The sequence below is a fragment of the Peptoniphilus grossensis ph5 genome (assembly GCF_000311825.1).
Classification (GTDB): Bacteria; Bacillota; Clostridia; order Tissierellales; family Peptoniphilaceae; genus Peptoniphilus_A; species Peptoniphilus_A hominis.
Window position 1 is genome coordinate 19,619 of sequence record NZ_HE978567.1, and the last position, 19,910, is coordinate 39,528.

General features: G+C 34.8%; 22 protein-coding genes. 3 read left to right on the forward strand and 19 right to left on the reverse strand.

Going from position 1 to position 19,910, the window contains the following annotated elements; genetic code table 11:
- Positions 1-27: 27 nt before the first annotated feature.
- Positions 28-294, reverse strand: a complete 267-nt coding sequence (locus HGPG_RS04425) for a Veg family protein (protein ID WP_019124852.1) — start codon at positions 292-294, stop codon at positions 28-30.
- Positions 295-606: 312 nt separating this feature from the next.
- Here HGPG_RS04425 and mnmA point away from each other — a divergent pair, with 312 nt between their 5' ends.
- Both mnmA and HGPG_RS04435 read left to right on the forward strand, forming a co-directional pair.
- On the forward strand, positions 607-1,668 hold the full coding sequence (gene mnmA, locus HGPG_RS04430) for a tRNA 2-thiouridine(34) synthase MnmA (protein WP_019124853.1): 1,062 nt from the start codon (positions 607-609) through the stop codon (positions 1,666-1,668).
- A 15-nt stretch (positions 1,669-1,683) separates the two neighbouring features.
- On the forward strand, positions 1,684-2,322 hold the full coding sequence (locus HGPG_RS04435; RefSeq protein WP_019124854.1) for a 50S ribosomal protein L25: 639 nt from the start codon (positions 1,684-1,686) through the stop codon (positions 2,320-2,322).
- A gap of 113 nt (positions 2,323-2,435) precedes the next feature.
- Here HGPG_RS04435 and HGPG_RS04440 read toward each other — a convergent pair whose 3' ends face one another.
- The 18 genes from HGPG_RS04440 to HGPG_RS04525 all read right to left on the reverse strand — a co-directional run bounded on the left by HGPG_RS04440 (position 2,436) and on the right by HGPG_RS04525 (position 19,189).
- Entirely contained in the window at positions 2,436-3,116 is a 681-nt protein-coding gene (locus HGPG_RS04440) for an HAD family hydrolase (RefSeq protein WP_019124855.1), read from the reverse strand.
- Positions 3,113-4,426 (reverse strand): CehA/McbA family metallohydrolase, encoded by a 1,314-nt coding sequence (locus HGPG_RS04445; protein WP_019124856.1) that lies wholly within the window; start codon positions 4,424-4,426, stop codon positions 3,113-3,115. Before HGPG_RS04445 ends, HGPG_RS04440 begins: the two co-directional genes overlap by 4 nt.
- 57 nt (positions 4,427-4,483) lie before the next feature.
- Entirely contained in the window at positions 4,484-5,788 is a 1,305-nt protein-coding gene (locus HGPG_RS04450; RefSeq protein ID WP_019124857.1) for an ABC transporter substrate-binding protein, read from the reverse strand.
- Between the two features lie 34 nt (positions 5,789-5,822).
- Positions 5,823-6,644 carry a carbohydrate ABC transporter permease gene (locus HGPG_RS04455; RefSeq protein WP_019124858.1) on the reverse strand — a complete coding sequence of 274 codons (822 nt, stop codon included), beginning with the start codon at positions 6,642-6,644 and terminating at the stop codon, positions 5,823-5,825.
- On the reverse strand, positions 6,641-7,534 hold the full coding sequence (locus HGPG_RS04460) for a carbohydrate ABC transporter permease (protein WP_019124859.1): 894 nt from the start codon (positions 7,532-7,534) through the stop codon (positions 6,641-6,643). Before HGPG_RS04460 ends, HGPG_RS04455 begins: the two co-directional genes overlap by 4 nt.
- Positions 7,524-8,600, reverse strand: coding sequence for an ABC transporter ATP-binding protein (locus tag HGPG_RS04465; protein ID WP_019124860.1), 1,077 nt, complete (start codon positions 8,598-8,600; stop codon positions 7,524-7,526). Before HGPG_RS04465 ends, HGPG_RS04460 begins: the two co-directional genes overlap by 11 nt.
- Positions 8,601-8,759: 159 nt before the next feature.
- Complete coding sequence (locus HGPG_RS04470) at positions 8,760-9,527, reverse strand: hypothetical protein (RefSeq protein ID WP_019124861.1); 768 nt, start codon at positions 9,525-9,527, stop codon at positions 8,760-8,762.
- A complete protein-coding gene (locus tag HGPG_RS04475; RefSeq protein WP_019124862.1) occupies positions 9,527-10,213 on the reverse strand; it encodes an ABC transporter ATP-binding protein in 687 nt (228 codons plus the stop codon). Before HGPG_RS04475 ends, HGPG_RS04470 begins: the two co-directional genes overlap by 1 nt.
- Positions 10,213-10,569: a GntR family transcriptional regulator gene (locus HGPG_RS04480; RefSeq protein ID WP_019124863.1), complete on the reverse strand. Its 357-nt coding sequence runs from the start codon at positions 10,567-10,569 to the stop codon at positions 10,213-10,215. The genes HGPG_RS04475 and HGPG_RS04480 overlap by 1 nt, the downstream gene beginning before the upstream one ends.
- A 210-nt stretch (positions 10,570-10,779) precedes the next feature.
- Positions 10,780-11,424, reverse strand: a complete 645-nt coding sequence (locus HGPG_RS04485; protein ID WP_019124864.1) for a V-type ATP synthase subunit D — start codon at positions 11,422-11,424, stop codon at positions 10,780-10,782.
- A complete protein-coding gene (locus HGPG_RS04490; RefSeq protein WP_019124865.1) occupies positions 11,414-12,805 on the reverse strand; it encodes a V-type ATP synthase subunit B in 1,392 nt (463 codons plus the stop codon). Before HGPG_RS04490 ends, HGPG_RS04485 begins: the two co-directional genes overlap by 11 nt.
- On the reverse strand, positions 12,802-14,574 hold the full coding sequence (locus HGPG_RS04495) for a V-type ATP synthase subunit A (RefSeq protein ID WP_019124866.1): 1,773 nt from the start codon (positions 14,572-14,574) through the stop codon (positions 12,802-12,804). The genes HGPG_RS04490 and HGPG_RS04495 overlap by 4 nt, the downstream gene beginning before the upstream one ends.
- Positions 14,555-15,196, reverse strand: coding sequence for a V-type sodium ATP synthase subunit E (locus HGPG_RS04500; RefSeq protein ID WP_019124867.1), 642 nt, complete (start codon positions 15,194-15,196; stop codon positions 14,555-14,557). The genes HGPG_RS04495 and HGPG_RS04500 overlap by 20 nt, the downstream gene beginning before the upstream one ends.
- Positions 15,197-15,511, reverse strand: coding sequence for a V-type ATP synthase subunit F (locus HGPG_RS04505; protein WP_019124868.1), 315 nt, complete (start codon positions 15,509-15,511; stop codon positions 15,197-15,199).
- Positions 15,511-15,933 (reverse strand): ATP synthase subunit C, encoded by a 423-nt coding sequence (locus HGPG_RS04510; RefSeq protein ID WP_019124869.1) that lies wholly within the window; start codon positions 15,931-15,933, stop codon positions 15,511-15,513. The genes HGPG_RS04505 and HGPG_RS04510 overlap by 1 nt, the downstream gene beginning before the upstream one ends.
- Before the next feature lie 14 nt (positions 15,934-15,947).
- Positions 15,948-17,885: a V-type ATP synthase subunit I gene (locus HGPG_RS04515; protein ID WP_019124870.1), complete on the reverse strand. Its 1,938-nt coding sequence runs from the start codon at positions 17,883-17,885 to the stop codon at positions 15,948-15,950.
- Positions 17,866-18,873, reverse strand: a complete 1,008-nt coding sequence (locus tag HGPG_RS04520) for a V-type ATPase subunit (protein WP_019124871.1) — start codon at positions 18,871-18,873, stop codon at positions 17,866-17,868. Before HGPG_RS04520 ends, HGPG_RS04515 begins: the two co-directional genes overlap by 20 nt.
- The gene (locus tag HGPG_RS04525; protein ID WP_036731768.1) at positions 18,866-19,189 is read right to left on the reverse strand and encodes a hypothetical protein; all 324 of its coding nucleotides are present in this window, start codon (positions 19,187-19,189) and stop codon (positions 18,866-18,868) included. The genes HGPG_RS04520 and HGPG_RS04525 overlap by 8 nt, the downstream gene beginning before the upstream one ends.
- 262 nt (positions 19,190-19,451) lie before the next feature.
- Here HGPG_RS04525 and HGPG_RS10685 point away from each other — a divergent pair, with 262 nt between their 5' ends.
- Positions 19,452-19,823, forward strand: coding sequence for a transposase (locus HGPG_RS10685; RefSeq protein WP_172634663.1), 372 nt, complete (start codon positions 19,452-19,454; stop codon positions 19,821-19,823).
- Positions 19,824-19,910: the final 87 nt, after the last annotated feature.

Here is a 19,910-nt window from a genome sequence, read left to right on the forward strand (position 1 = left end):
AAATAAGCTGCCTAAGCAGCTCTTATTTTATGAAATCATCTTTGCATCTTTATAACTTACATCTTCATCTAAAACTGTAACTTTTACAGTAGAAGTAAGTACATCAGAGTAAGTGTATGATGCAGTTACAAGTTCTTCTCCGTTAAAAACTTCAAGTACAAAAAGACTTGGATAAATTGCCTTTAAAACTCCCTTGCGAGTGACAATTTTTTTTCTGCCTTTATTGGCCTTTACAATAACTTTTTTCCCTATATGATTCTCAAGCTCTTTCTTGATTAATTGCATTTGATTCATTCCATATCCATTCCTTCCAAAGACTTTTAATACGCGTTAATTATACTATAAAAATGGATTCCTGTCAAATAAATCTATAATTTTACTCCATAAATTTTTCTTTGTCAATAAATTTTATGCTTAATTTTTAAAATATTTTTAATTATTTTTAATTTTTCTCACAATTATTTTTATAATAATTTTTTTTGGTCTGATTTTTTATTTTTTTTCCTTAAAAAGCTCTAAGAACTTGTATTTTGTTAAATAAGGGTGGATTTTTCAAGACAACTATTGTATAATTATGTATTGTTATTAAGTGGATTGGAGGTATTGATGCAAAAAAAGAAAAAAGTCATTCTCGGAATGAGTGGCGGCGTAGATTCATCTGTGTCTGCAATTCTCTTAAAGGAGGCCGGCTACGATGTCACAGCTGTTTTCATGAGAAACTGGGCTGAAGATGACGGAGCTTGCACTGCAAGAGAAGATTACATCGATGTGGTCTCTGTCTGTTCACAACTTGACATAAAATATTTTACTGTCAATTTTGAAAAGGAATATAGGGATAGAGTTTTTTCTTACTTCTTAAGTGAATACAAAAAAGGCAGAACTCCCAATCCAGATGTGATGTGCAATACTGAAATTAAATTCAAGGCCTTCCTTGACTATGCAATGGATTTTGATGCTGATTATATTGCAATGGGTCATTATGCCAGGACAAAAAATGTCAATGGAAAAACCTATCTTTTAAAGGGCGCCGATCTTAATAAAGACCAGTCTTATTTTTTGTCCAGAGTTAAATCAGAGGCACTTGCAAAAACTCTCTTCCCAGTTGGCGATTTGACCAAGGATGAAGTGAGAGCTATCGCCAAAAAGTACAAGCTCTCTACTGCTTCAAAAAAGGATTCTACTGGAATCTGTTTTATTGGCGAAAGAGATTTCAATGAATTTTTAGACCAATTTCTCTTTACTAAGCCTGGAAAAATTGTGGACGAAAAGGGCAAGGTGATTGGAGAGCATTCAGGTCTTATGCACTACACCATAGGTCAAAGGCGAGGAATAGGCATTGGCGGAGTTGGCAGTGGCGAGCCCTTCTTCGTATATGATAAGGATTTGAAAAACAATCTTTTGCTTGTGGCTCAAGGAATTAATAATCCCATCCTTTATAGGGATGAATTTGAAGTTGAAGATATTTTTTGGATTACAGAAAATCCTTCTCTTCCCCTAGATTTATCTGTTAAAATAAGATATAGGGCAAAGGATGAAGATGCAAGGCTAGAAAATGATAAGGGTAAATATGTTGTTAAACTGAAAAAACCACTTAAGGGCGTAACGCCTGGTCAAGTTTGTGTTTTTTATCAAGGCGATGTATGTCTTGGTTCAGGTATTATAAAATAAATTTTGGAGGTATATATGAAATTACTTTTAAACAAAAGAGAAGCTAAGGGTAAAAACAAGGTTGATAAACTTAGAGCTAATGGTGAAGTTCCTGGAGTTCTTTACTCAAAGGGACAAGAAGCAAAATTACTTTATGGTCTAGAAAAAGATTTATTAAAGGCTTTTTCTGACGAAGGATATTCAAACATTTTTGAAATCGAAGTTGATGGAGAAACTATTTCCGTACTTTTCAAAGAAGTTCAAATGCACCACATCAAAAATGCAATGGTTCACTTTGACTTATATGAAGTTGATATGAACTCTGAACTTACTGTTGAAGTGCCAGTAGTTCTTGAAGGTAGAGACGAAGTTAAGGTTCAACCATCTTCATTAATCCAAGTATTAAACGAAGTAAGTGTAACTTGTCTTCCAAAATATCTTCCATCTGAAGCTGTTGTAAATGTTGTTGAAATGCAAATTGGCGATGTAGTAACTGTTGCTGACCTAGATATCTTCAGCGACGAAAACATCAAGATTGACATGGATGCTGAAGAAACTGTTGCAACTCTTGTTGAACCAACAGAAGAAAAAGAACCAGAAGAAGGAGCAGAAGAAGTTTCTGCAGAAGTTCCTACTGTTTCTGAAACTGAAGCAAAAGAAGAAACTGAAGAATAATTTTTATTTAAAAATTTATATTTTAAAAGGGCTCTAAGAGCCCTTATTTTTTTGAAAATTTTTATTTTTTCATGCTTATATTTTGTTTCTTAAAATTTTTTATCCAATAAATTTTAAAGAAATTTTAAAACTCCCCTGGGGTCTTCTGCTATATTTTCTGTGTATCTTTCAAGCATTTCTCTCGAGCCAGTGCCACACAAGACGCCAAGCTTTAGGGTGTCCTTGCCAAAAATCATGTCAACCTTGGAGTCGCCAACAATAATAATTTCTTGGTCCCTTAGAGAATATTTTTTCTTAAAAATTTCTAGGCTCTCTGTGCTTGGTTTCTTTTCATATAGGTCTGCAGCTGCATAAAAGTCTATGAAACTGTCTAAGTTTAAGTATTCCATAGAGTATTTTGCCTGCCTATAATTATCTGAAGTGAAAAGTCCTATAATTATCCCCCTATTTTTAAGGTCTGTAAATAAACTTTTAAGGTCGCAAGTTTCTTTGATTTCACTTTTATTTTCCTTTAAAAATTCTAGGAGGAAGTCGTCTATATCTTTATAGATTTCCTCTTGACTCTCATCCATAAATTCAGAAAAAATAAGTGCCAAGTCCTCCACAGTCTCTGATGACAAGATGGAGTTTTCCTCCACTTCATTATTTTCCTTTACGCCAATTTTTTTAAATAATTTTTTCTTGGCATGGTCATTTAAATTTTTTTTACTTAAATATTTTACAATTGAGTCCACCCAAATATCTGAAAATTTCAGTAGGGTTCCGTCTTTGTCAAATAAAATTGCCTTAATCATAGTAAGTCTTGAAGTTCCTTCCAAGTTTTTATTTTTTTCTGGCTCTTGTCCAAATTGTAGAAGTGTGGATTGGTAAAGCCGTAGAGTTCTCCATCTTCACACCTCACATTTGCCCTGACATAGTGATAATTTTCGTCAAAATTTAATTTTACCTGCAAACTATTTTCGCAAGTCTTATAAACTTCGCCATCTACTATTAATTCTATATGAAGTTTTTTGCCGTGAAAAGTATTTTCTTCTAAGTTCATGGAAAATTCACTGTCCCCAATTTTTTTAAGGTCAAGTAAATTTTCCCGAGAGACAGAAATTTTCCCCTCCAGCATAGCTTTTTTTATTTCATCCTTGGAAAGATTTTTTGCAAAAACAAAGGTCTTTGGATCTCCAAGTAGAGAGGGATAGTCTGCATTTTCGTATTTTTCATAGGGGTAAAGATGAGAGTCGCTGCCGCCAAGTCCATAGACCACATAACCATTTTGAAGGAGGATGTCCCATGCCCTTAGGGCCTTTTCCATGGCATCAAGGGAAGTCATGTAAGTTGGGTCATTTATTATTTCCATAAATTTTAAATCCCTTAATTCATATTCGCCAACTAAAAATTCATAGGTATCCATAAAGGGGTGGTTGATGGAATAAATTTCTCCCCTTAATTCTCTTAAAACTTCTAGCATCCAGTCTTTTGTATTAAGCCCCTTGACTGAATGTTTTTCAAAAACTGATTCATTTGTGAAAAATAAATTTACATGGCCAAACTTCGATGTGATTTCTGTGCCTTCAATAATCAATAAATCCGTGTCAGGGAATTTCGTCTGATTAAAATTGTGGTCCGTTGGAGAAAAAAAGTCTAGTCCCCTCTTCTTTGCAACTTCAATATTTTCTTCTGGCGATAATTTTCCATCAGAGTAAAAGGTGTGAGTGTGAAAGTCTCCAGCGTACCAGCTTTCTTCCCTGCACTTGACCTCATCTTTTTCTATGTCCACTTCTCCCTTAGAGTCTATAGGACTTTTTGCCTCTTCAATTTTTAAGAGGACATCTCCACTTTTGTAAAGAAGATAAGCTATCCTATAGTCGCCATCTTCTAAATTTTTAAAGCCATTAGATGACTTTTCCATATCCACTGCCATAAATCTTTCTGCATCTCTATTTGCAGTGATGCTGCCCACAATTTTATCTTCCCTATAGACAAAGAGACTTATAAAAAAACTTTCTCCACTTATGGAAAATCTTAGGGAGTCTTCACCTAAATCCTTTAAATTTATTTTTAAATTAATTTCATTAAAGCCATCTTTTAAATTTTCTATAATATTTTTCATATTTCTCCTTAAAAAAAGCTCTGGGCATAACCCAAAGCTTGCTTTTAAAAATTTTTCTTACTTGTTTATTTCATCAAGAGCTGCTTGGGCAGTCTTAGCTGCTTCGTCAAGGGCAGTCTTTGCATCTACATTTTGAAGTTCAACCTTATCTGCTGCAATGGAAAGTGCATCTGTGATTTTTCCATCTGTTGGGTCTATAAAGGCAGGTGATGCCTGCATTGCTTGTTCATAAGGAACTCCTGCATAAGGATTTTCTTCTATGAATTTTTTGTATTCAGCAACATCTGCTGCAGATTTTCTAACTGGAATGTAGCCAATTTTTTCTGACCACTTGGCAGAAACTTCTGGGCTTGTGAAGTAGGCTATCCATTCATAGGCAGCCTTTTGTTGTTCTTCACTTGCTGCTGCAGGAACAAGTAGTGAGTGAGCATTTGCCACTGGCTTTCCTGGGTTGCCATTTAGTCCTGGTTGTGGAAGAGAAGAAATTTTTGTAAAGTCAAGGTCTCCCTTGTCTCCTGATGAACCAGTGTAGGACATTGCGTCGCCATTCATTACATTGTCAATAGTTCTGTACCAGTATTCCCAGCCTTGTCCACCAGATTCGATTTTTGTAGTTTTCTTGTCAAAAATTTCTTGTCTGACAAAGTTCCAAGAGTCAACCCATTCCTTACTGTTGATTAAAACTTTTTTGCCATCATCAGATAAAATTTTGCCACCATTAGATAGGGCAATATCCATTAAATTTTCGTGGTTATACATTACAAGGTGTCCCCACTTTGCTATGCCCTTGTCTTGGATTTCCTTTGAATATTTAAAAGTATTTTCCCAAGTGCTGTAAACTTCCTTTGGATCAAGACCTGCCTTTTCAAGTAAGTCCTTTCTGTAATAAATTACTTGAGTTGTGCCATAAGCTGGGAAGCCATAAACCTTGTCGTCTACAATGGCTGGCTTCATAAATACATCAAGGTAATCATCAAGAGGAGTTCTGTCATCCATGTACTTTGTCAAATCTGCAAGCATGCCATCCTTAACTCTAAGTTCAATGTTTGAGCCAATGTAAACTGCTGGTGGTTCTTTGGCTGCAATAGCTGCTTGAACCTTTTGGAAAGTTTCATTGTAGTCAGCTTGTTGAACGCCAACAACCTTTACCTTGTCTTGTGATTCGTTAAATTCCTTAATAATTTCTTCCATAGTTTCGCCAGCAACTGAACCAAGTCCATACCAAAATTGAATTTCAGTTTTTCCCTTGGAGTCTGCTGTCTTTTCTTCTGTCTTCATTGCATCTTTTGCAGAACTAGAGCAGCCTGTCAAAAGCATAAGTCCACATAGCATAAGTAATGCTGTTTTGAATAGTTTTTTCATTTTTTCTCCTTTAAATTTTTTATGTTAATTAATATTAACCCTTAATACCGCTATCAGAAATTCCCTTTATGAACCACTTTTGTAAAACAATAAATAGAATTAAGAGGGGAAGAACTGATATAGTGTTGCCCGCCATTAAAAGGGGTAAGTTTTCTCCAAAATTTCCCTGTGAGGTAAAAAATTTATTTAAACCCACGCTTATTAAATACTTTGATTTTGAATTTGTAATAAGTGAAGGCCACATGTAGTTGTTGTACATTGTCACAAATTGGATCAGTGCATTTGTAAGTATTGTCGATTTTGAAATTGGGAGAACAACCTTTAAAAGTATGTCCAAGTCACTTGCACCGTCCATTTCCGCTGCCTCTATTAACTCCTTTGGCACTGTCTTAAAGGTATTGTAGAGCATATAAATTGTAAAAACTGCCACTGCATTGGAAACAATAATCCCCGTTAGGGTGTCGATTAAATTTAATTTTGCAATTATTACATAGCTTGGCACATAGGTTGTGGCAGCTGGCAGCATGTAAGTCAAGAGGATTCCATTAAACATAAGTCCCTTCAGTTTAAAGGAAAATCTGTACATACCATAGGCAAGCAAGACTCCAGTTACAATTTGAAGAATTACTATTACAATTGATGTGACAATTGAATTTATGATGTATAAATCAAAGGGGGCTAAATTTAAGGCTCCCATAAAATTTCTAAAATCTAAAAAATCTGGCATAAAGCTAAGAGGCTTGCGCATAATTGATTCTGTAGTCTTAAAAGAATTTGAAATCATCCACATAAGTGGGAAAAAAGTAATTATTGATAAAATTATGAGGACCAGGTGCCTTCCTATTTTTTTCATCATAACTGAACCTTCTTTCTCATAAAAATCATAAGAAGCGATAATATTGCCGTTATTATTACTATAATAAGTGACACTGCACTTGCCTTGCCCATGTTAAACTCTTCAAAGGCCATTTGGTAAAACAAGTAGAGTAGTGTCCTTGTTGAGCCTGCAGGTCCCCCTCTTGTGAGAACTGAGAACTGATCATAGGCTTGAATGGATGTTATTAAATTCATAATTAGTAGAAAGTAAGTTGTCCCCTTTGTCATGGGAAAGTAAATATATTTTATTTTTTCAAAAATATTTATGCCTTCAAGCTCTCCCACTTCAAATAAACTTTTTGGGATCTTGCTCATGGCATCGGTGTAAAAAAGCATTGCCCAGCCAGAATTTTTCCAAATAGTTACCATTATTACTGCTAGCATGGCTGTGTTTTCCTTAGACAACCAATCAGGTCCATTTATGCCAAAGATGGCAAGACACCTATTTATGAGGCCAACATCGCCTCTAAGCATCCAAGACCAGACAATTGACATTGCAACCATGGGAGTGACCCAGGGCGAAAACAAAAAGCCCTGATAAATTAACTTTCCCCTAAAGTTTCCCTGCAAGAAGAGGGCAAATACAAAGCCAAAAAATAGGACAGGCACTACTGTGCCAAGGCCAAAGACAAGAGTGTTCTTTAAAGCCTGCCAAAAAAATTCATCTTGCAAGATGTACTTGTAATTTTCCACTCCCACTAGGTCAAAGTTGGGGCTCACATAATTCCAGTTGGTAAAGGAAATCAAAAAAGATGCAAGCATTGGCAGAAACCAAAAAATTATAAGTGGAGCCAAGGGAAGGAAAAAATAAATAAAAAATTCTTTAGGTCCAAGCCTTCTCTCATAGGATTTTCTCGCCCTAGTCTTCATAGCTTTCACCTATAAAAATCCGATCTCCATTATCCCTGTCAAAGAAATAAGTCTTGTCTCTTGGAATTTTTACAAAGAGTTCACCCTTGTCCCTTGGATTTTTTTCAAGATCACACTTTAAAATTATTTTATTGCCAAATAATTTGCCAGAGATATTGTAGTCAGACCCCAAAAGTTCTATTAAATTAACGCTAAAGGGCAAACCTTCACTATTTGAAAGCTCCAGAGCTTCAGGTCTTATGCCAAGAGTAAGAGGTCTATCTTCCAAACTTATTCCACTTAAAATTTTATTTCCTTCATTGTCATAGAAGGTAGCATCCTTTATTTCGCCATCAATGAAATTCATTGGAGGAGACCCTAAAAATCCTGCTACAAAAGCATTAATTGGATTCGTGTAAAGTTCCCTCGGACTGCCAATTTGTTGAATGATTCCATCATTTAAGCAGACAATCCTCGTTGCCATGGTCATTGCCTCAGTTTGGTCGTGAGTTACATAAATTACAGTTGAGCCCAACTTGTTTTTTAAATTTACAATTTCCTCTCTCATTTCAACTCTTAATTTTGCATCTAAGTTTGACAGAGGTTCATCCATTAAGAAAATGTCAGATTCCTTAACTATGGCTCTTCCCAAAGCAACTCTTTGCCTTTGACCGCCAGAGAGATCCTTGGGCTTTCTATTTAAATAATTTGTAAGATTTAAAATTTCAGCAGTGCTTCTAACCTTTTCGTCAATTATTTTCTTGTCTAGTTTTCTGATTTTTAATCCAAATCCTATGTTGTCGTAGACAGATAAATGAGGATAAAGTGCGTAGGACTGAAAAACCATAGCAATGTTTCGGTCCTTTGGGGCAAGATCATTGGATAATTTGCCGTCGATGTAAAGTTCTCCACTGGTTATGTCTTCAAGACCTGCAATCATTCTAAGGCTTGTTGACTTGCCACAGCCAGAAGGACCAACAAAGACGATAAATTCATTCTCCTTTATGTCAATGGAAAAATCCTTTACAGAATAATCCTCATTCTCCTCATACTTTTTACAAATATTTTTTAAGCTAATTTTGGACAATTGCCCTCCTCCTTTCACCTCAACTATTCTACTTATTAATTAAGTAGAAAAAATATATAAAAGGTAAAGACTTTGTAAAGTGAAAAAATTTATTTTAAATTTTTTGCAAAATAAAAAGAGTCCACTAAATCATAGTGAACTCTAAATTTACTTTAAATTTTAATTTACAGAAATTCTATTTTTGTGCATGTAATAAACTGCAAAGAGTAGTAAAGGTATTTCAATAATCATTAAAACTAAACCCGTTATGCCAAAGCCTCTCATAAATACTGTTCCATCTGTCATTGTAAGCTCTACTTCTGAAAATAGATTTAAAAGACCTAAGACATACACTATTGCGCTTTCAATAAAGCCCATGATTATATATACGATAACAGGACCGCCAAAGCCAAATCTTCGGAATTTTTTTCCGCCGCCAAGAGTAACTGCGAAGATGACACTTATTATGGAGCTTAGTATTCCTAAAACTACCCAAGAAACTAGCATAAATATGTTTTTTATTCCAAGTTGTTTTAGACCCTGTGAAATTTCTTGCCAGAAGGAAGTCATTTCCCCTACTGTAACGTCAACATTTGTTGCCAATAATAAAAATAAAAATATGCCAGCAAATAGGGAGTAGATTAAAAGCATGATTAAGTAATACAAAAGTCTCGAAAAAGTTTTTGCTCCTGGACTAATTGGTGTTGACTCATAAAAGAGTGCGCTCTCTCCAAAGAACATATTGTAGTCGCCAACTATTACTGATATGGCTGCTGCCATGTAGCCAAATCCTACAGCCAAGGCAGCAAGTCCAAAGGCTACGCCGCCAAATTCAACATTCACCCTTCCAAGTGCCAAACCTGATAGCATAAAAATTATTGGCAAAAGTGGAATGAACCAATTATATTTAAAGTGATTTTTTATTTGATGTCCAAGTAATTTTCCCATTAAAATACCTCCGTAAAGTAGTCTTCTATACTCATATTCTTTTCACTTCTTATTTCATCTACTGTCTTATTAAGGCTGATCTTGCCTTCTGAAAGGAAGAGGACCCTGTCAAGTAGTGGCTCGATTTGATTTATCAAATGAGTCGATAAAATAATTAGAGAATCCTCTTCAAAATTATTTAAAATAGTTTGTATGATTGCCTTTCTAGCTGAAGGGTCAACTCCAGAAATTGGTTCGTCTAAGAGGAAGATCTCTGCCCTTCTTGAAAGACTTAGGGCAATTTGCATTTTTTCTCTCATACCCTTACTCATTTCTTTGACCTTGGCTCCTTGTGGAAGCTTAAATTCATCGTAAATCCTGTAAAACTTTTCTTCGTCAAAGTCCCTGAAGAATTTTTTATAAGTCCTAACAACTTCCTTTACTAAAAGCTTGTCGCTTAAGGCAAACTTGTCTGGTTGGTAGGAAAGAATTTCTGCAGTCTTGTAAGAAATTTCTTCTCCATCGATTACCACACTTCCCTTGTAAGTTTTTTCTAGTCCTGCAAGGATTCTCAAAAGTGTTGACTTGCCTGCACCGTTGGGACCAACAAGTCCAACGATTTGTCCCTTTTCAAGTTCTAAGTTTAAATCATCAAGGACCTTATGCTTGTAGCCCATAGATAAATTTTTTATTTCTAATTTGCTCATTACTGCCTCCAATATTCCTCTAAAAGTTTAAGTGATTTTTCCTTTGTGAGCTTAAGTTCATCTGCCACACTGATTAAATCGTCGCAGGACCTATAAAAAGCTCCCTTAGCAATCTCATCGATTAAATCTGTATCATCAGTGATAAATCTTCCACTAGTCCTATTTGATTTGGCAAGGCCTTCTCTCTCCAGCTCTTGCAGTGCCCTTTGCACAGTGTTGGGATTTACCTCATAAATTTTTGCCAAGTTCCTAACAGTGTCCATCTTCTCTCCACTTTTCCACTCGCCACTAGAAATTTTCAGCTTAAAATCTTCCAGAAGCTGTAAATAAATGGGTCTGTTGTTATCAAATTCCATAGAAACCTCCTTCTTATGTAGCGATAATTTTATTTTAAAATAAATTCTGTACTGTTGTATCAACTCCTTAATACAATAATTATTATATACAACTTACAAAAAAATGCAAGAGAAAAATTAAAAATTTTTGAAAAATTTTTACGGTAAAAAATTTAAAGATGGCAAAGAAAAAATCCTAAAGCCTTAATGGCTCTAGGATCTTATTCTTCTTTATTTATTTTCTTTAACTTCTTTATTTTTTCTATTCTTTTTATTTTTTACTTTTTTAAGTCTAAAAAAGTCTTCTCTTTCTTTTTCTGCCAAAATATCTTCAATTTCTCTAATAATGTGCTTGTACTTGGGAATTTGAATTTTATCTAGGGCATTTGCCCTCTTGGCAGTCTTTTTTATTTCGTTGGCAAGTCTAAAGACAGATGTCTCAATCTCTGCAAGTTCATAAATAACAGGAAGGATTTCAGAAATATTTATCTTTGCCCTGTCAAAGGCTGCATTAGACTTATGAAGTGAATAGTCTGCCTTCACTTCCGCCTTGTCGTACTTAATCTTAGGCAGTTCAAGCCCCATTACTGAACGAGAAATTATTTCGTACTCCTTTTCATGAGGAGCTGCCTCTCCCATTTCCTTTAGGGAAAGGGCACCCATAGAAATTGTGGCTTCAACTAATTCTCCATAGGATGCTGCAAATTTTTCTTCTATCTCAGCTTGAAGCTTCTTGGCATTTTTATTTAAGTCCATCATTTCCTTAATGAGGACTGTCCTCTTCTTGTCAAGGAGGTCATAACCCTTCTCTGCAAGGAGGAGGGCATTTTTTGATGCTATTAGATTTGCCTTAGTAGGTGTGACCTTAATTGCCATTCTTATCACCTAAATATTTTTCTTTTAACTTAGGATCAATTCTATCAATCATTTCAGGAGGAAGTATCTTTAATAGCTCCCAACCTAAATTTAGGGTGTCTTCTATATCTCTATTTTCATTTTGGTCTTGAGTCAAAAATCTCTTTTCAAATTCTTCGCCAAATTTTAAAACCAATTTTTCGTCATCAGAAATATCATCTTCGCCAATAATTTGTGCAAGTGCTCTAGTTTCTTGTACCTTTGAATAGGATGCAAAAAGTTGAGAGGATAGGTCTGGGTGATCTTCTCTTGTGTAGCCTTCTCCAATGCCGTCCTTCATAAGTCTTGATAGAGATGGAAGTACATCAATTGGTGGATAAACTCCCTTGGAGAACAAATCACGACTTACTACAATTTGACCTTCTGTAATATAACCAGTTAAGTCAGGGATTGGGTGAGTGATGTCGTCATTAGGCATAGTTAAAATTGGAATAAGAGTTACAGAACCAGAGCTGTCCTTAATCATACCTGCCCTTTCATAAAGAGCTGCTAGGTCTGAATAAAGGTGTCCTGGATAGCCCTTTCTTGAAGGCACTTCTTCTCTTGATGATGAAACTTCTCTTAGGGCTTCAGCATAGGAAGTGATGTCTGTCATTATTACAAGAACTTGCATGTTTTTTTCAAAAGCTAAATATTCTGCAGCAGTAAGGGCACACTTTGGTGCAATAAGTCTTTCCATAATTGGGTCGTCGGCATAGTTTATATACATTACTACCTTGTCAATTACGCCAGAGTTTTTAAAGCTTTCTCTAAAGAAGTCAGCTTCGTCATGCTTTACACCAATGGCAGCAAAGACTATGGCAAAGTTATTTTCTCCGCCCTCGTCGGCAATTTTTGCCTGTCTTACAATTTGTGCAGCAACTTCATTGTGGGGAAGACCAGAACCAGAGAAGATTGGAAGTTTTTGACCTCTAATTAGGGTCATAAGTCCATCAATGGAAGATATACCTGTTTGAATAAAGTTTCTTGGGTATTCTCTTGCTGATGGGTTAATTGGTCTACCGTTGATGTTATATACATCCTTGGAGTAGATGGCACCGCCCTTGTCTATGGGCTCAGCTGTTCCGTTAAATACTCTTCCCAAAATTTCTCCTGAAAGAGGAATTTCAAAGGGGTGGGCAGAAAATTCTACCTTAGTATTTTTTGTGGAAACGCCTAAGTTATTGCCAAAAACTTGGACAATTGCCTTGTCGTCATCAATTTTTATAACCTGACCAATTTCTGATCTCTTGCCGTCCTTTGATATAATCTTTACAACTTCACCGTAACTAACTCTGTGAAGATTTGAAAGTTCTAGTAGCGATCCTTCAATTCTATCAAGTGTTAAATATTCTTTTTTCATTCTACATCACCATAAGTTGCGCTAAGCTCTCCATAAAAATCGTTGATTTCATTATTTAAGCTTACAAATTTCTTTAAGTTTTCGTTTTCTATATCGTATTTCATGTTAATTACTTTTCCGTAAAGACCATCGTTCTTTATTACTGAAATTGGAATTTTAAGCTTTAAGGCTTCCTTTCCCTTTTCATAAAGATTGTCTATTGTCTTTAACATTTCAAATTGCTTTTCTAGAGGCACAAAGGTGTCAATTGGGTTAAAGGCATTTTGTTGCAAGAATCCAACTTTTACAACACGACAAATTTCAAGGACAAGTCTTTCTTCATCTGGAAGAACATCTTCTCCAACTAACATTACAATTTCATTTAACTTGGCTTCCTTGTGAAGTAAGTCTAAATATTTTATTCTGAGATCAGGAAGATCTCCGTCAAGTCTCATGTCATAGTAATTTTTAAGAAGTGGAATGTAGCCAGAATAAGAGTTCATCCAGTTAATGGCAGGATAGTGTCTTGAGTAGGCAAGTTCCTTGTCTAGTGCCAAAAATACATTTACGAATCTCTTTGTATTTTCAGTTACTGGTTCAGAGAAGTCGCCACCAGCTGGTGAAACTGCACCAATAAGAGTTACAGAACCTTCAGAACCGGATAAAGTTTTTACATAGCCAGCTCTTTCATAGAAACCTGCAATTCTTGATGGAAGATAAGCAGGATAGCCTTCTTCTGCTGGCATTTCTTCAAGACGGCCAGAAATTTCACGAAGAGCTTCTGCCCAACGAGAAGTTGAGTCGCCCATTAGGGCAACATGGTAGCCCATGTCCCTAAAGTATTCTGCCATAGTTACACCAGTATAAATTGAAGCTTCACGAGCGGCAACGGGCATATTAGATGTGTTGGCAATAAGAATAGTCCTATCCATAAGGGCCTTTCCTGTGTTAGGGTCAATTAACTTTGGAAAGTCTTCCAAAACTTCTGTCATTTCGTTTCCTCTTTCACCGCAGCCAATGTAGATGATGATATCGGCATCACAATACTTTGCTATTTGGTGTTGAGTCATAGTCTTACCAGTACCAAATCCACCAGGGATGGCTGTAGTACCTCCCTTGGCAATTGGGAAAAATACATCGAAGACTCTTTGTCCAGTTACAAGAAGTTTGTCAATGGGAAGTCTTTCCTTAACTGGTCTAGGAATTCTTACTGGCCAGTTTTGATACATCTTCACTTCATTTATCTTGCCATATTCGTCCTTTACCTTTAATAAAACTGTTTCTATATTATATTTTCCATCCTCAAGAATCTCTACCACTTCGCCACTTACCTCTGGCGGAATCATGACTTTGTGAGTGATAATATCAGTTTCAGGAACTTCTGCAAAAATTTGTCCGCCATGAACCTTGTCGTGAAGATGAACTTTAAAAGTTACATCCCAAAGTTTTTCCTCGTCAAGAGAAATAAGTCCAAGGCCTTCAGGCATAAAGGACCCGTGATTCTTTTTAATAACTTCAAGAGGTCTTTCTATACCATCAAAGATACCCCTAATCATGCCAGGTCCAAGCTTAACAGAAAGAGGAGCGCCAGTTGAGATTATGTCCTCATCGCGTCTTAAGCCTTCAGTTTCTTCATAAACTTGCACTGTGCCAAGGTCTCCGTCAATTGAAATAACTTCTCCAATTAATTTTTTTTCGCCAACAAGAACCATTTCTCTGATTTTATAGTCAGCCATATTTTTTCCAATAACAACGGGTCCGTCAACTGATTTAATTGTTGCCTTTTCCAATGACTTCACCTCTTTCTTTTAATTTTTCATGTAGCATAGAACCAATTTCATATCTCATGTCTTCAAGTTTATTTTTTAAAGACAAGTTGATATTGTAGGTCCTATCCATATCAGAGATTATAAAACCGCCAATATGATATTCAAAAAGTTCGTCAACTATTAAGTCAACACCCTTTTCCTTGGCAATTTCTTTAAATTTTTCAATGAGTTTTTCATTTTCATTGTTTTTAACATAAAGATAAATGCTTTTTTCATCTATTTCATCTAAAATATTCTTAAAATTTTCAGTTTCTAAATTTACATATTCATCTGTCTTGGTAAATTCCAAAAGTTTTTGTGAAAGAGTTTCTAAAAGTTCATTTAATAACTTTTCATCTTCTTCCAAGAAGAGAACTCTCTTTTGTTCTTCAACAGAGGCAATAAGTTCATACCCCCTTCTCTTGGCAAGAGTAACCCTCCTATTGACGAAGGCTTCTTCATCCTTTTTAAGAGATTCAATTTTTTCAGCCAAAATCTTATCAGCCTTTTCCCTTTCCTCTCTTATCCTCTTTTCACATTCTTCCTTTTGCTTTAGAAAAACAATTTTGTTGAATATGGCAATTTTGTTTTCAAGTAAAATCATTTAATCACCTACAGCTTTCACACCAACAGATTCTCTGACATATTTCAAAATAAAATCATCTTCCATCCCGCCGTCAAGATCTGGAATAGTTACAACTAGAGGAAGGTCTCCTGTAAGTTTAAATTCCAAAACTTCATCCTTAATTTCTTTAAAGGAAGAGTAGGTCAAAATAATTATTCCTATATCTTCAGTCTTTGTAAAAGTCCTAAAATTTTTTAATAGTTCAGCTCTGTCATTACATTTAACAGACCTTACACCTGCAAGGCGAAGGCCGTTAATTATATCCTCATTTGATGTTAAAAGAATTGATCTCATTATAGTCTTCCAAGAATCATGATTGAAATGATAAGACCATAAATAGCAATACCTTCTGCAAGTCCTAGGTAGATCATTGATTTACCAAGAATGTTAGGGTCTTCTGATACAGCGCCAATAGCTGCAGAACCTACATTAGAAACGGCAACACCTGCACCAAGGGATGCAAGACCAGTTGAAAGACCAGCTGCTAAAAAGCCAAGACCATTACCAGATGCTGGAGCAGCTGCTGCAGCTGATGCCATTTGTGGTACAAGGGAAATTAGACCAAATACAAAAACTGGTGCGAAAACAAATAGGTTAAGTTTCAAAACAGCACGAGCAAATTTTCTGTTCTTGTCTGTGCCCTTGTATATGAAATAAAAACCTGTAACTACCATTGAAAATACTGTTAAAACTGCGAAAATAATAATTTTTTCCATCTTTAAACTCCTCATTAATAAATTTTATCGGCTTCAAAAAGTACGCCGTCACCACTATAATACTTGCTAAACATTTCGTAATATTCAAGTCTTAGAGATTGAATAAATACGATTAAACCTTCTAGTCCCAAAATTAAAATATTGCCAAAAATTAAAACTGCAATATTTCCTCCACTTGAACCAACCATTTCCCCAAGAGTCTTAAATGCCAAGAACAAACCAACGTGGTTTATTGCAAAGGCGCCAACCCTTATAAAGGAAATTATTGAAGACATAGTTGATAAAAGAGCTTCAAGTAGACCAAAGGATGACTCTATATAATAATCTGAGGCACTGCCTTCTGTCTCCTTCTTAAATAAAACTTTAAGAATAGGTCTTTTTAGGAGCATGATCACAAGACTTATAACTAAAATACCTAGGGAAATATTCATAGGAATTAAAGATTTAGCTCCCATTACAGACATGCCAATATTAATCATTGCTACAAAAATTATAACTCCCAAAAAACCTTCCTTAGAGAAAAAGGCTTCATCTGGTCTACCACTTTTTAGTCTATTGTAAATGCCAATGCCATAGGCTAGGGCAAGTAAAATAATGCCAAAGTAAATTGCAATTACAAGAGTATCATTTATATTTTCAAAGGGTCTGAACCAAATTGCGGGAATAATTTCTTCGCTTCCAAAAACTGAACCGTACATCAAACCAAAGAACATGGAAGATGCACCCATTCTAAGAAGAAGTCCACCAAAATCCTTGTTCTTCTTTCCAAGCATTAGTCCGGCAATTGCAAATACAGCCCCTTGACCCAAGTCGCCAAACATTGCTCCAAAAAGAATCATGTAGGTTATGCCAAAAATTACAGTGGGATCAAATTCGCCATAATTAGGCGTTCCATACATATTTATTAGTAGCTCAAAGGGCTTAAAAAAATTTGCGTTTTTTAACTTTGTCGGTGTCTTCATGTTTTCGCTTTTGGGGTCAAAATATTCAATATCAATATTCTTGTATTTAGCGAGCTTTTCTTCTAACTTCTTTTTGTCAGATTCACCAAGCCAACCTGAAAGATAAAAATATTTATTTGACCTAAGCATAAACTTCTTAGCTTTTTCAATTTCTTCATAGGAAAGCATGTGAGCAAGAGTAGTCTTTAGCTCTTCATGTCTACTTTCCAAAAGATTCTTTTTGTATTCTTCTATTTCAAAAATTTTTCTCTTTACATTTTCCTCTTCTTCTTCAAGATTTTTGTAGATTAAACTAGCAGTTCCCTCTACATTTTCTCCAAGAAGTTCAACTTCAGTAAAGTTCAAACTATTTAGGACCCTGTCAACATCCTTTTCAGTTTCCTTAGGATAAATAACAAGGAAAAGCTCCCTGTTGTCAACTGTGCCAGTGTGATAAATCATGGCGAGAATATTGCCATAATTTTTCTTAAGTCTATATCTGGCATCCTTGTCTAAGAAACCAAATCTAGTGTTGAAGTATTTTAGGTCTGCTATGTCCCTCAAATCAATGTCAACATTCTTAAAGAGTTCATAGTTTTCCTTTAAGGTGTCAAGAATTTTTAAATTTTCCTTAGTTTGGTCATATTCATTGATCTTTTCACTGATGTTTTTTACAAAAGAATCAATATCTTCATTGACATTAACCCTTTCGAAATAGGAATCCTCAATCTTGTCGATTCCCATGAAGTCCATAATTTCAGCTGCTTGCTTGGCAGAGGACTTATGTGCCTCATCTTCTTCAATAGGTGAAATATAATTTAGTTCAAGATTTCTCTCTAAATTTTCTTCATTGTCCAAACTAAATGTGAACTTGTTTTCTGCCATATTTGCTTCAGCAGACATGAACTGCATACATTTTAAATTCAAAATGTCAAGAATGACAGAATCCATATCATCTATCTTGCCAATGATATTAGTGACCTTCATTTTTTCAACGGCCAATTTCTTCACTTCCCTCTCTATCAATAATCATATATTTTAACTTTTCTTCTTTGCTTAAGCCAAATCTTGTGCCTTCCAAGATTCTCTCAATATTTGCTATTTCAAAATCCAAAAGAACTAAAAAACTCATAAATTTGCCAATGCCCTCAGTCCTTCTAAAGTTCTTCTTGGCAATGCCATACATGGTCTTCTTGGCAGTTCTACCAGTTCTTATAACTCTGCCTGCCTCGAAAAGAACAGCGTATTTAGAATTTTTTATCTCCTCTTCAAATTCAGCCTCATCTAAGTAGGAAAGCTGAAGAAGTTTTTCAGAATTATAATTTCCACCAAAAATAGTAAAGTTAAAAATTTCTTCTGGAGCAATATTGTAATACTTCTTGGCTCTGTAAATCCAAATAATATTTAGTAAATCAATATTTACACCAAAAATATTTTTAAACTCATCTACATCTTCCTTGGATAGAGACTTTATAGACTCAGTTAAATTTCTGTAATAAAACTTGTCCAAGTTCATCTCAATGGAAAAAAGAGCATCTTCATCCTTGGAGGACTTGTAATTTTTTAGGTAGTCATAGTAGTGAGTGTCCCTTAAATTATCTATAAATGATTCAAAAGTCTCATCATTAAAATTAATGTTTTTGCCAGAAATGACTAGCTTATCCACCTTTGGCTCCCTATTCATTCGGAGGGCTCTCAAGATTTTAGTGATTTTTTCAACATTTATTCTCTCTAAATAAGCCTTCAAAAAATCAGCATACTTCAGTGGCAAAAAACCACGAAGCTTTATAATTTGACTCCTTCTGTAGTCTTCCAAGAACTCTTCAATTTCATAAATATCTGAAAAAGAATCAATACTTGGAAATTTCTTCTCCTTTAGATATGAAAGGCAGTCTCTGACATTGTCCCTTTCGGCAATTTGTTCAAAATCCTCATAAACCAAGAAATCAGAATACATTTTTGAAATCTTAGCGTTTAAAGCCTTTAGACCCTCAAACATTTGATTTCCTTCCAATCACCATGTCAAAGGCATCCTTTATGAATTTTTCAGAATTATTATTGTAAAATTCTTCGATTTCCTTTAAATTTCTCTCGTTGTCTTTTCTCAAATTGTCAGCTTTCTTTTCAAAGTCTGCTAAAATTTCATCGCTCTTTTCTTTTCCAAGGGCCTTTGACTTTTCAATTGATTCATTTTCAATGTCAGTCAACTTTTCTCTCAAGTCTTTTTTTATAGCTTCAATTTCTTTTTCAGTACTTTCGACAAGTTCTCTAGTCTTTTTATCTATTGCTAAAATACTATCTATACTTTCTTTCAAAAATATCACCACTCTTTTCTTTTCCTTGTGCATTTCTCATTATATTACTTTGAATTTCTAATTCAAGGGAATTTTTTCAGATTTAAAAATTTCACAAAAGCTTCACATTTCATATTCTGGAAAGGATTTCTGCTTTGTGGGAGAAGTTTTTATTAGTTTTTAATAATAATCAAATTTTTTATTTTAAATTATTTTTAAGCTTCTCATTTTTACGCCATTTCTCCTAATATAAAATTGAATTTTAAAAATTCAAAATTTTTATTTGCAAAACTCCAATTCTTATTCTAGAGGCTGCTCGTTAATAATAAGTGAAAAGCTAGTAAATTTTTTTCTTATTCTCATAAGTATTAGATTTAAAAAAGTTCGTAACAAGGAGCGACTTGGGGTTAAGTTCTTTGTAAGTGATATGTCTAATACCTTCAAGTCTGTTAAGAATAGGTTCTTTAAGAATTCTATTCATATAGTTGATAGGTATCATTTCATTAGACAAGTTTCATGGGCTTTAGAGAATGTTAGAAAGAGGATTCAAAAAGATATTTCTTCTAAACTTAGAAAATATTTTAAGAGAAGTAGGATCCTACTTACAAAACCTGCTCTAAGCTTAACTCTGACCAAGCTGAAGATGTTTCTCTAATGCTTGGTTTTAGTGAAGATTTAAAATTAGCATATAGGTTAAAAGAATTATTTTACTGTGTGCCCTGTGGGTACCAATATGTTCTCA